The following is an 11,901-nucleotide window of genomic DNA, read 5'->3' as shown; positions in this document are numbered from 1 at the left end:
CGGGGCACCGCGCCCCTGCCGCCCCGCGCCCGCCGTACCCCCGCTCCCCGGGGTCACTTCGTGCGGCGCCCCGCGGCCAGGCGGACGATGTCCACCCGCGACCGGATGCCCAGTTTCCGGTACACCCGGGTGAGCGTCGCCTCGACCGTCTTGACGCTGATGAACAACCGGGCGGCGATCTCCCGGTTGGTGGCGCCCTCCATCACCAGCGAGGCGACCTGCCGCTCCATCGAGGCGAGGCCGTCCAGCGCCGCCGAGGTGGCCGCGGGCACCGTCTCCGGCTCCACCGGACCGGCGGCCACGGCCGCGTCCACCTGACGCAGCCAGGGCAGCGCGCGGCAGCGCCGGAACAGCCGGGCGGCCTCGTCGTAGGGGGCATGACCCGGGGCCGCCCCCGGGCGCCGGGCACGCAGCCGGGCCAGCGCGAACGCGGCCCGCGCCTCCTCCAGCCCGTACCCCAGCCGGCCCAGCCGGTCCTGCGCCGACGTCAACTGCTTCTGCGCGCCCTCGTGTTCCCCGCAGGCCGCCCGCACCAGGGCCTCCGCGCGGTCCAGTACGGCGAGGACGCCCGCTCGGTCCAGCCGCAGCGCGTGCACCCGGATGAGGTTGATGAGTTCCTGCGCCTCGCCGGGCTCACCGATCCGGACCAGTGCCTCGGCGAGATCGCCGTGCCAGCGGCCCCGCGCCGGGTCGGTGATGCCCATGCCCTGCTCCAGCTCCCGCACCCGGCGCAGCGAACGGACCGCCCCCGCCGCGTCCCCGGCGACCGACTGGGCATAGCCGAAGGCGGCCAGGGCGCGCGAGAGGTACATCTGGTCGCCGTCCACCTCGGCGTGGTCGGCGGCCTCCCGCGCCAGCGCCAGCGCCCGCTCCACGTCCCCGCCGGACGCCTCCGCGAGCGAGGCGAGCATCGCCGAGGCACCCTCCCCGATTCCGGAGTCCCGGGCCAGCCGCAGGCTCTCCCGGGCCAAATCCAGGGCGCGGCCGCAGTGCCCGGAGCGCAGCTCCGTGTCGGCGAGGAAGCGCAGGAAGTGCACCTCGCTCTCGACCATGCCGCGCCGCCGCGCCTCCCGCAGCAGCCCGGTGATGCTCTTGCGGGCCTCGGGCAGCTGGTCGCTCATGAGCAGCCAGCGGAACCTGGCCGTGCCCGCACCGTTGTGGTGGCAGGCCACATAGGGGTCCTGGGGTTCCCTCAGGGCCCGCTTGATGGTGGCCGGGGCGTCCGGGTGGCCCATCAGGGTCTCGGTGGACGACTGGAAGGCCAGGGCCATCAGCTCGGTGCGCCGGTCCGCGCCCCGGGCCGCCAGGTCCGCCGCGTGCGCGGCCTCCCGCCGGGCCTTGTCGAAGTCGCCGTCGACCACCAGTTCCCGCCAGGCCAGCTGGTAGTGGACCAGCGCGAGCAGCCGCGGGTCGTCGCCCGCGTCGGCCAGCACCTGCGGGAAGACCGCGTCGACATCGCCGAGCGCCTGCCCGGCCGCCTCGATGACCACCATCCACGCCCGCACCCGCTCCGCGGGCACCGTGGCCCGGGTCAGCACCTCGCGCGCGATGTCCCGGGCGAGATCCGCCTCGCCCGCGGTGATGGCGTCCTCGGCGGCCTGCAGCCGCCGCTCGTCGGGGCCCGGCGTACTGTCGGCCGGGGTGCGGCGGGCGGCCAGCAGCCCCAGCGAGGCGGCGACCGAGGGAGCCCCGCGGTCGCGGGCCAGCGCGGCGGCCTCGGCGAGCCGGGCCGCCACCTCCGGGTCGGTGCCGGTCGTGGCGAGGGCCAGATGCCGGGCCCGCTCGATGGGGTCGGAGGCCGCCGTGGACAGCGCGGCGTGCGCGGCCCGCCGCTCGTGCGCGGGGGCCTCCGCGTACAGCGCGGCCGAGATCAGCGGATGCGCGAACCGCAGCGCCGGCTCCTCCGGGTCCGTCGCCAGCAGCCCCAGCGCGGCGGCCTGGGCCGTCTCCTCCTCGGCGTGGTCCCGGCCGGCCGCGTGCAGCAGAGCCGGCGTCGGGCGGGCACCGGCGCTGGCCACCAGCAGGGTGCGGCGCGCGTCGTCCGACAGCATCTCCAGCCGGCTGAGCACCAGGGCACGCAGCGAGGTCGGCACCGGCAGCGGCTCGCCGGGGCGCGGCCGGGCCGGGCTCTCGGCCAGAGCACGGCCCAGTTCGAGCGCGAACAGCGGGTTGCCGTCGCTGGTGCGGTGGATGTCGCGGACCGTGGTGCGGGACAGACTCGTGTAACCGCGGTGGTCGAGCAGCGCGGACACCTGGGTACGGGAGAACGGGCCCAGCCGGACCACACGCGTGTCCGGCGGGCAGGCCCGCAGATGACGGTCGTACTCCTGCCCCTCCGTGCCCTCGGTCCGCACCGCGCACAGCATCTGCACCGGCGCGTCGCCGAGGCGCCGGGCGGCGAAGCCCAGCAGCTCCGCGCTGGCCGAGTCCAACCACTGGAGATCGTCGGCGACGACCAGGACGGGCCCCTCGGCGGCCAGCGCCCGCAGTGTGGACAGCACCGCCAGGCGCAGCGCGAGCCCGTCCCGCTGGAGTGTGGACTCGCCGCGGCCGGTGAGCGCCGACTCCAGGGCGGTGCGCTGCGCGGCGGGCAGCGCACCGGAGACCCTCTCGAGGACCAGACCGAACAGATCCGCCAGCGCCAGGAACGGAAGGTGGGATTCGGACTCCGTGGCGGAGCAGCGCAACACGGTGGGCGCCCCGCCCGCGTTTTCCGCCGCAAGTGCCCGCAGCACGGTCGATTTACCTATTCCGGCCGGCCCGTGCAGCAGCACGCTGCCCCCTCGGACCAGCTGCTCGCGCGCTTCGGCGAACGGCTCCTCCCTGCCGATGACCAGGTCGGGACGGCACCTGGCAGGATCCTTGAAGTCCCGGCGCACGGTCACCGCTCCCTCCTGTGTCGTGTTCTGGCCAATATTAGGCAATGGGTCAGTTGGATTCGGAGGGGTGACGTCGTGAGGCACATAACAGCGGACGCGCGGATGAAATCCAAAGTCCCGGCACACCGGCCGAAAACTCCGGCACACCGGCCGAAAATCCCGGACCGCCGGTAATGTCGACCCCCCGAGAACACCGCAAACCTACGGCAACCACCCCGCCCGCCCTGCCGCCCAGCCCGCTCCCCGAGACCACCGCCGGCGAGATCGGCGCGGGCGTCGCGGTACCGCTCAGCCTGCTGGTCCGCACCGGCCGCAGCCCCTGCCCCACCAGGCCGCCGAAGACCACCGGCACCCCCGTCGTCCGCCGCAGCCGGGCCGGCGCGCCGCCGGTCCCCACCGCGGCCCGCGCCTGCGCGCCGAATGCGCCCGTCGGGTCAGCTGCCACCTGTTCGCCCCTCCGTCGCGGCTCCCGAGTGAGCCACACCCCCTTTCGGGGGTGGTGAGACCTGCGTCACGGATTAGACGATGGCACAGAGCCGCCCGGCAAGGTCCGGGACCGAGGAGGACAGAGCACCCATGACGACGGCGACGGAAGGGACCACATGACAACGGCGACGGAGGAGTTCCGCAGGGCCCGGGACTTCCTGCTGGAACACCGCGACGACTACACCACGGCCTACGAGGGCTTCCGCTGGCCGCGCCCCGACCGCTTCAACTGGGCGCTCGACTGGTTCGACGTGATCGCGGACGGCAACGACCGCACCGCCCTGCACCTCGTCGAGGAGGACGGCGAGCAGACCAGGCTCTCCTTCGCCGAACTCGCCCGCCGCTCCGACCAGGTCGCCAACTGGCTCCGGCAGCAGGGCGTACGCGCCGAGGACCGGGTGCTCGTCATGCTCGGCAACCAGGCCGAACTCTGGGAGACCGCGCTCGCCGCGATGAAACTACGGGCCGTGGTCATCCCCGCCACCCCGCTGCTCGGCCCCGCCGACCTGCGTGACCGCGTCGACCGGGGACGCGTACGGCACGTGATCACGCGCGCCGCCGACACCTCGAAGTTCGACGAGGTGCCGGGCGACTACACCCGGATCGCCGTCGGCGGGGGCGCCGGCGACGCCTGGCTGCCCTACGAGGACGCCTACGGGGCCGTCGAGCACTACGCGCCCGACGGCCCCACCCTCGCCGACGACCCGCTGATGCTGTACTTCACCTCGGGCACCACCGCACAGCCCAAACTCGTCGAGCACACCCACACCTCGTACCCCGTCGGGCACCTGGCGACCATGTACTGGATCGGGCTCAAACCCGGCGACGTGCACCTGAACATCTCCTCACCCGGCTGGGCCAAGCACGCCTGGTCCAACCTCTTCGCCCCGTGGAACGCCGAGGCGACCGTCTTCCTGCACAACTACGCGCGCTTCGACGCGGCCCGGCTGATGGCTGAGATGGACCGCGCGAAAGTCACCACCTTCTGCGCCCCGCCCACCGTGTGGCGCATGCTCATCCAGTCCGACCTGACCGGGCTGCGTACCCCGCCGCGCGAGGTGGTCGCCGCCGGCGAACCGCTCAACCCCGAGGTCATCGAACAGATCCGGCACGCCTGGGGCGTCACCATCCGCGACGGCTTCGGCCAGACCGAGACCGCCGTCCAGGTCGCCAACAGCCCCGGCCAGCACCTGCGGACCGGCTCCATGGGCCGCCCGGGGCCCGGCTACCGGGTCGAGCTCCTCGACCCCGTCTCCGGCGCGCCCGGCGCCACCGAGGGAGAGATCGCCCTCGACCTGTCGAACCGTCCGGTGGGCCTGATGACCGGCTACCACGGCGACCCCGACCGCACCGCACAGGCCATGGCCGGGGGCTACTACCGCACCGGCGACATCGGCTCCCGCGACACCGACGGCTACCTCACCTACGTGGGTCGCGCCGACGACGTGTTCAAGGCCTCCGACTACAAGATCTCCCCCTTCGAGCTGGAAAGCGCCCTGCTGGAGCACGAGGCGGTCGCCGAGGCCGCCGTCGTGCCCGCCCCGGACGAGCTGCGCCTGGCCGTGCCCAAGGCGTACATCGTGCTCGCGGAGGGCCACCGGCCCGGCCCGGACACCGCGAGGGAGCTCTTCGAGCACTCCCGCAAGGTGCTCGCCCCCTACAAGCGGATCCGCCGGCTGGAGTTCGGCGAGCTGCCCAAGACCGTCTCCGGCAAGATCCGCCGCATCGAGCTGCGCGAAGCCACGGCGGCGGGTTCCGACGCCGAGTACCGCGAGGAGGACTTCCGGTGACCCGGAACCTATTTCGGAGGCGGTCCAGCAGGAGCGCTGCACCTCGCTCCACGACGCCCCGACGATGTGCATCGCCGAGCTGAACGTCCCCGGCGCTGAACGGTGAGGTGGTGGGGAGCGGCCGATCCGATCAGCACTCTGACCGTGATCCGGGCGGGCCGTCAGGAGTCCGTCCCGGCCGGCGGAGCGTTCGGACGCTTCCGCGCATGCACACGCGCGGCCACCGGTCGAGCCCGTGCTCGCCCTCCTGGGCGCGGATCCGGCGCAGACCGGGCGTGAGTTCGGCCTCGGCCAGTGTGCGGAAGCCGAGGCGGGCGTAGTACGGGGCGTTCCACGGGACGTCGGCGAAGGTGGTCAGGGTCAGGGCGCTCAGGCCCTGAGTGCGGGCCTGCTCGGCGGTGTGGGTGATCAAGGACCGGCCCACGCCCCGGCGGGCGGCGCGCGGGTGCACCGAGACCTGCTCGAGATGGAGCGCGTCGTCCACCGGTTCGGCGATCAGATAGGCGGCGGGCCGGTCCCGTTCGTCGGCGGCGACCCAGCAGCGGCCCGCCCGCCGGTAGTGGTCGAGGGTGCCGAGGGCGGGTGGTTCGTCGTCGGCGATCTCCGGCATGCCCAGGGCCCGGAAGGGGGCGCCGGCGGCCCGTTCGATGTCCTGGAGGGCGGACAACTCGTCGGGGGCGGCGGGCCGGATGTGCGTACGCATGCGCCGAGTATCGGACGGCGGAGGCGGGAACGTCCCCGGGTTTTCGGGCTTCTCAGGAGCGGGTGGCGTCCAGCGCGACGGCCGGGGCGTTCACCGGCTGCGGGATGCCGGTGAGGTCGAGCAGGAACAGCGGGACACCGAGGCGGTCGGCGCGCTCCCGGGCATCCGGGGCGTACCCGGCGAGGGTGAAGTGCAGGCCCCGGGCGGACTCCGTCATGGACATGAGCCACAGGCACTCCACGTCCCGCGACGTCGCCGGACGCGCCGACGGGTCGACCAGGGCGAGGACACCCCGGCCGGCCGGCCCGATGCCGGACGGGGGACGCCGGTGGGCGCGGCGGATGTCGTCGTGGCCGAGCAGGCGCAGATACAGCACGGTCGCCGTGACCGCGTCCCGCGCGGTGCGGATCGGCACGGAAGGGATGTCGGGGCGGCGGGGAGTGGGTCCGGTGGCCGTCAAACGCCCCGGTTCCGGGGTGCCGTGGACCGTTCCGGCGGCACTCGGCGTGGCCAGGGCCGACCCCGGAGCCCAGGTCGTCGCCCTGTCCGGCGACTACGAATTCCAGTTCACGCTCGAAAAGCTGGCCGTCGGGGCGCAGCACAAGATCCCGTACATCCATGTGCTGGTTAACAACTCCTACCTCGGCCTCATCCGGCAGGCGCAGCGGGCGTTCGACATCGACTTCCAGGTCAGCCTGGAGTTCGAGAACATCAACGCGCCCGAACTGGGCGTCTACGGCGTCGACCACGTCCGGGTCGCCGAGGGCCTCGGCTGCAAGGCGATCCGGGTGACCGACCCCGGTGAGCTGGGCGCGGCCCTGGAAGAGGCCAAGAAGCTTGCCGCGGAATTCAAGCTGCCGGTGGTCGTCGAGGCGATCCTGGAGCGTGTCACCAACATCTCCATCAGGACGCTGAAGGCCTGACCGGCGAGTTCGGGGTGCGGGTCGGTGGTGCGGTAGCCGCGCACCACCGAGCGGATCTCCCGCCGCGACTCCTGCGCGCTGCGCTGCGCCCCCACCGTACGGCCGCTTCCGTGGAGCGGTCGTGGTCGCACTCCGGCCAGCCGCCATGGCACCCTCGCGCATGCGTACGTGGATCAACACGCTCGCTCAGGCCTCGTGGTGCTCCTCCGACAGGCCCGGCCAGTCCTCGGGGCCGCCACCCTGCCACTCGATGAGGTCCGCCCCCTCGACGTCGGTGACGTAGAGGTCGGCGAGCCGCAGGATCTCGCCCACGTCGTCGATGTGCGAGGCGACGCCCAGCGTCTCGTCGCCGGAGGTGACCCGGCGCGAGCCGTCCAACGCCGGGGAATGCACCACGATGTGCGGATGCTCCGCGGGATCTGCCATGTCTCCAGGCTGCTGCCCGCCAGGCGGATCCGCACCCCGGACGGGACCGGGGGATCGGAGTCGGGGCCGTGGCCGTGGCAGGTGCGACGGCACCGGGCGCTGTTCCCCTCCGGTCGAAGGAGAAGCGCCGGCGGCCTTCACCACCGCACTGGCTCGCCCGCTGCCGCGGCGCCCTTGCCCTGCCCGCGGAGCCCGTGCGGTCACCCTCGTCCCGGGCCGCACGCAGCCCACCGCGGGCTCCGCGTACGGCGCCGGCCCCCGTCAAGGGCCGTACGCGAGCCTGTTCTGGTTCTGGGGGCCGGGGTGGTGCCGGTGCCTCGGGCGGGACAGGATGGATGCCGGCGCCGGCGCCCCCGGAGGTCTCGGCGTACTCAGACCCGGGTGCCGGACAGGCGCTCCACCGCGCGCAGCAGCGCGGAGTGGTCCAGTCCGCCGTCGCCCTGCGCGCGCAGGCTTGCGACGAGTTGCGCGACCACGGCGCCGACGGGCAGGGCCGCGCCGACGGTGCGGGCGGCATCGGTGACGATGCCCATCGGATAGCTAGCGAGGGGACCCGCGCCTTTAGGCGTGGGGGGGAATCGCTTCTCAGGACTGCTCTGACCTCAACTGTGCTCACGGATCCGCACTGTTCACCTCGGCTAGATGTATGCCACGTGTATAGTGATCACGTGACTGTGACGCGGAAGGTCCGCCGGTACTCCGGCGGCGTGTACGACTTGGGCTTGCACGTGGTGTGGTGCCCGAAGTACCGCCGCCGGGTTCTCGGTGGCCAGGTCGCGGTCCGGCTGCGTGAGCTGATCGAGCAGAAGGCGGCCGAGAAGGGCTGGGAGATCATCGCCCTCGAGGTGATGCCCGATCACGTGCACCTGTTCGTCAAGCACGAGCCGAAAGCCTCGGCGTCGTACGTGGCGAACCAGTTCAAGGGCTTCACCTCCCGCGTGCTGCGGGAGGAGTTCCCGCACCTCAAGAGCCGGATGCCCACGCTGTGGTCGTCGTCGTTCTTCGTAGCCTCGGTCGGCACGGTCAGTGCCGACACGGTGGAGAAGTACATCAACACCCAGTGGGAACGCCCCTGGACGAAGAAGCAGAAGCAGAAGCAGAAGGAGGAGGAGGAGGCCGGCCGTGCACCGGGCGTATAAGTTCCTCCTTCGCCCCACCGTCCGCCAGGCCCGGGCTCTCGGCGAGATGCTGCGGGATCACTGCTCCCTCTACAACGGCGCCTTGCAGGAACGCCGTGACGCCTATCGGCACCTCTCCAGGACGAGCATCAAGTACGGGCAGCAGTCCGCCCAGCTCAAGGAGATCCGGGCGCTCGACCCTGAGCGGCAAGGACGCTGGTCGTTCTCGTCGCAGCAGGCCACCTTGCGCCGCCTGGACAAGGCGATGCAGGCGTTCTTCCGCCGGGTCAAGGCAGGAGAGAAGCCCGGATACCCCCGGTTCCGAGGCGTGAACTGGTTCGACACCGTGGACTTTCCCAGGGACGGGGACGGCTGCCGGTGGGACTCCACCCCGCACGATCCCGTCACCCGAGTCCGCTTCCAGGGCGTGGGGCACGTCCGGGTCCACCAGCACCGGCCCGTCAAGGGCCGCGTCAAGACCGTCAGCGTCAAGCGCGAAGGACGGCAGTGGTACGTGATCCTCGCCTGTGATGAGGTTTTGGCCGAGCCGCTGCCCGCCACCGGCGCCGTGACCGGCATCGACATGGGCATAGCCCACTTCCTCACCACCTCCGAGGGTGAGCACATCACCAACCCACGGCACGGCAAGCGCAACACCGAGGCCCTCGCCGAAGCCCAGTGCGCCCTCAAGGCGTTCCCGCGCCGCAAGCGGGAGAACCGGTCGGCGAAGCACCGCCGGGCCGTGGAGAAGGTCACCAAGCTGCACCGCAAGGTCCGGCGCCAGCGCACCGACCACGCACACAAGACCGCGCTCGCGATGGTCCGTACCTACGACGTGATCGCGCACGAGCGCCTGAGCATCGCGAACATGGTCCGCGCACCCAAGCCGAAGCCCGACCCCGAGCAGCCCGGCAGCTTCCTGCCGAACGGCGCTGCTGCGAAGGCCGGGCTGAACAAGAGCATCCACGATGCGGGTTGGGGGGTGTTCCTGGACATCCTCACGCACAAGGCTGAAAGCGCCGGTCGTGTACTGATCCCCGTGGACCCCCGCAACACCTCCCGCACCTGCCCCGCCTGTGGGCACGTGTCCGGGGAGAACCGCACCACCCAAGAGAAGTTCGAGTGCACCCGGTGCGGGCACACCGCCAACGCCGATCAGGTCGGCGCACTCAACGTCGCTATCAGGGCCGGGCTGGTCCTTCCCGACGTGGCCTAGCCACCGACAGGAGAAGCCCCCCGGATTTATCCGGGGGGAGGAGTCACGTCCTTGTGATGCAGGTCGATCCGGAAGCCGGGCTCGAAGTTCCGGCCGAGGAAGTTGTCCTTCTTGCGGGTCAGTACGGTCGAGCCCGCGAGGCCGCCGTTCAGGACGTCCAGCGCGGCCGCCAGGTTCACGCCGGACTTCTCGAGGAAGACCACGGCCTCGGCGCACGCCTGGATGTTGACGGCGACGATCAGCTGGTTGGCGACCTTCACGGTCTGCCCGGAGCCGTGCGGGCCGCACCGGACGACGGTCCTGCCGAGCACCTCGAACAGCGGTTTCGCGGTGTCGAAGTCGGCCTGCTCACCGCCGACCATGATGGACAGCACCGCCTCGACGGCGCCCGCCTCACCGCCGGACACCGGGGCGTCGAGCACACGGATGCCCTTGTCCTTCGCAGCGGCGGCCAGGTCGACGGACGTCTGCGGGGTGATCGAGGACATGTCGATCAGCAGGGCGCCGGGCCGCGCGTTCCCGAGGATGCCGTCGGGCCCGTACGCGATGGCCTCGACCTGCGAGGACGCGGGCACCATCGTGATGATCACGTCCGCGTCCCGGACCGCCTCGGCGACGGAGGGGGCCGCAGTGCCACCGGCGGCGGCCAGCCGGTCCAGCTTCTCCCGCTCCAGGGTGTGGCCGGTGACGTCTTAGCCCGCCTTGATCAGGTTCTCGGACATGGGGGAGCCCATGATGCCGAGGCCGATCCAGGCGATCCTGGGAAGGGTGTCGGGGGTGTCGCTCATGGTGGGAGTGCCTCTCTGTACAAGTCTGTACGAGGATGATCAGCGGGCGGCGCGGGCCGCACGGGCCTCGCGGGGCAGCCAGTCGAAGGCCTCCGCGCTCGGCCGGTCGCCGGGCTTGTACTCCAGGCCGACCCAGCCCGCGTAACCGGCCTTGCGCAGGCGGCCGAGGAGATCCGCCAGCGGGAGCGCGCCCGTGCCGGGGGCGCCGCGGCCGGGGCTGTCGGCGATCTGCACATGGCCGGTCCTCGCGGCGTACCGCTCGATCACCGCCGGCAGGTCCTCGCCGTTCATGGCCAGGTGGTAGAGGTCCATCAGGAACCGGGCGTTGCCCAGCCCCGTGGCCGCGTTCACCCGGTCGACGACCTCCACCGCAGCCGGCGCCGACACCAGCGGGTACAGCGGCGACTCGGTCCGGTTCAACGCCTCGACCAGCAGAATCGCGCCGATCCGGTCAGCCGCGCGGGCGGCGAGGGCGAGGTTCTCCAGGGCGAGCGCGTCCTGCTCGGCCGGGTCCACGCCGTCGACACGGTTGCCGTACAGCGCGTTGAGGGCCGTACAGCCGAGGGACTCGGCGAAGCCCGCGGCCACCTCGACATGAGCACGGAACCGCTCCGACTCCTCACCCGGCAGCGACAGAGCGCCGCGGTCGGGGCCCGGGAGCTGTCCGGCGTAGAAGTTCAGGCCCGTGAGGCGGACGCCGGCGTCCTCGATCGCCTTGCTCAGCCCGTCGAGCTCGGACCGCGCCGGTGCCGGCGAGTCGGCCCAGGGCCACCACAGCTCGACCGCGGTGAAGCCGGCCGCGGCGGCTGCCGCGGGGCGCTCCAGGAGAGGGAGTTCGGTGAAGAGGATCGACAGGTTGACGTTGAAGCGCTGGTCTGCGGCTGTACTCCACTCGACACCTGGCATCGGGGCCGCGCTCCCTTCACTTCCGTTTACTTCCGTGGAGGTATTCCGTATGGAGAAATCTTTTTTCTGCTTCATGGAAGACTGTCCGTGGATCTCGGTGGCTGTCAAGGGGGCCCCTCGCCCGGGGGGCCGCCGTGGCCACGCCCCCGTCCCGCTGCCCGCCCCCGCAACAGCTTCGGAGAAAGACAGCGAAGACGAGCGAGAACCGCGACCTGTTCCACCCGGCCGTGCCCACGGGTGCATACGACGACCTGCCCGCCCGGGTCCCTCCGCGAGCACGCCTGCAACGCCCGTGGGAGGAGGGCGACGGACCGCTGCCGGCTCCGTTATCAGCCACGGCGCCCCACCGGCCTGGACGACTCCGCCGGCTGGACAATCTGTTCACCTGGGCCCGGAGCATGTCCAAGCCGCGCGCCGTCGTCGTCCCCGCGAACGGGGAGGATGCCCCCGCCCGCCACGTCGGGCGTCAGGTACGGCGACTCCATACGCTCCGTCCAGGTGGCCTGACCGCACCGACTGCCACGGGAGAGGCCCACTCCTCCCGCTTCTACGAACAGAGCCGGGGTCCAGCCCATGTCCTGGGAGCCGGCTGAAGCAGGACCCGGCGTTTCGCACCGCCGTGCAGTGGGCCGCCGCGCCGGCGGCAGCCCATGGGCCCAGTCCGAC

The 11,901-nt window shown here is 72.2% G+C and carries 8 protein-coding genes and 3 pseudogenes; 4 read left to right on the top strand and 7 right to left on the bottom strand.

Features of this window, described 5'->3' with window-relative positions:
* Window positions 1-53 precede the first annotated feature (53 nt).
* The gene (locus tag ACFP2V_RS29355) at window positions 54-2,885 is read right to left on the bottom strand and encodes a helix-turn-helix transcriptional regulator (RefSeq protein WP_381218312.1); all 2,832 of its coding nucleotides are present in this window, start codon (window positions 2,883-2,885) and stop codon (window positions 54-56) included.
* A 596-nt stretch (window positions 2,886-3,481) separates the two neighbouring features.
* Between ACFP2V_RS29355 and ACFP2V_RS29350 the strand changes: the two genes are divergently transcribed.
* Window positions 3,482-5,155, top strand: a complete 1,674-nt coding sequence (locus ACFP2V_RS29350; protein WP_381218311.1) for an AMP-binding protein — start codon at window positions 3,482-3,484, stop codon at window positions 5,153-5,155.
* A gap of 130 nt (window positions 5,156-5,285) precedes the next feature.
* Here ACFP2V_RS29350 and ACFP2V_RS29345 read toward each other — a convergent pair whose 3' ends face one another.
* Together ACFP2V_RS29345 and ACFP2V_RS29340 are read right to left on the bottom strand one after the other, a co-directional pair.
* Window positions 5,286-5,858: a GNAT family N-acetyltransferase gene (locus ACFP2V_RS29345; protein WP_381218310.1), complete on the bottom strand. Its 573-nt coding sequence runs from the start codon at window positions 5,856-5,858 to the stop codon at window positions 5,286-5,288.
* A gap of 52 nt (window positions 5,859-5,910) precedes the next feature.
* Window positions 5,911-6,081: a hypothetical protein gene (locus tag ACFP2V_RS29340; RefSeq protein WP_381218309.1), complete on the bottom strand. Its 171-nt coding sequence runs from the start codon at window positions 6,079-6,081 to the stop codon at window positions 5,911-5,913.
* A 58-nt stretch (window positions 6,082-6,139) separates the two neighbouring features.
* Between ACFP2V_RS29340 and ACFP2V_RS29335 the strand changes: the two are divergent.
* Window positions 6,140-6,763: pseudogene (locus ACFP2V_RS29335) on the top strand (thiamine pyrophosphate-dependent enzyme); the annotation flags it as partial.
* A gap of 204 nt (window positions 6,764-6,967) precedes the next feature.
* Here ACFP2V_RS29335 and ACFP2V_RS29330 read toward each other — a convergent pair.
* Window positions 6,968-7,207 carry a hypothetical protein gene (locus tag ACFP2V_RS29330; protein ID WP_381218308.1) on the bottom strand — a complete coding sequence of 80 codons (240 nt, stop codon included), beginning with the start codon at window positions 7,205-7,207 and terminating at the stop codon, window positions 6,968-6,970.
* Between the two features lie 371 nt (window positions 7,208-7,578).
* Window positions 7,579-7,740, bottom strand: a pseudogene (locus tag ACFP2V_RS29325) (NAD-binding protein); the annotation flags it as partial.
* A 141-nt stretch (window positions 7,741-7,881) separates the two neighbouring features.
* Between ACFP2V_RS29325 and tnpA the strand changes: the two are divergent.
* Window positions 7,882-8,346: an IS200/IS605 family transposase gene (gene tnpA, locus ACFP2V_RS29320; protein WP_381218359.1), complete on the top strand. Its 465-nt coding sequence runs from the start codon at window positions 7,882-7,884 to the stop codon at window positions 8,344-8,346.
* Complete coding sequence (locus ACFP2V_RS29315) at window positions 8,330-9,541, top strand: RNA-guided endonuclease InsQ/TnpB family protein (protein WP_381218307.1); 1,212 nt, start codon at window positions 8,330-8,332, stop codon at window positions 9,539-9,541. The genes tnpA and ACFP2V_RS29315 overlap by 17 nt, the downstream gene beginning before the upstream one ends.
* Before the next feature lie 44 nt (window positions 9,542-9,585).
* Here ACFP2V_RS29315 and ACFP2V_RS29310 read toward each other — a convergent pair.
* Both ACFP2V_RS29310 and ACFP2V_RS29305 read right to left on the bottom strand, forming a co-directional pair.
* A pseudogene (locus tag ACFP2V_RS29310) lies at window positions 9,586-10,329 on the bottom strand (2-hydroxy-3-oxopropionate reductase); the annotation flags it as partial.
* A gap of 39 nt (window positions 10,330-10,368) precedes the next feature.
* Complete coding sequence (locus ACFP2V_RS29305; RefSeq protein ID WP_381218306.1) at window positions 10,369-11,235, bottom strand: TIM barrel protein; 867 nt, start codon at window positions 11,233-11,235, stop codon at window positions 10,369-10,371.
* Window positions 11,236-11,901: the final 666 nt, after the last annotated feature.

Origin of the sequence: Streptomyces incanus (assembly GCF_042656345.1) — a bacterium.
In the GTDB taxonomy this organism is placed as follows: domain Bacteria; phylum Actinomycetota; class Actinomycetes; order Streptomycetales; family Streptomycetaceae; genus Streptomyces; species Streptomyces incanus.
Note: the sequence above shows the minus strand (reverse complement) of the source record. Positions and strands in the feature narration are given on the sequence as shown.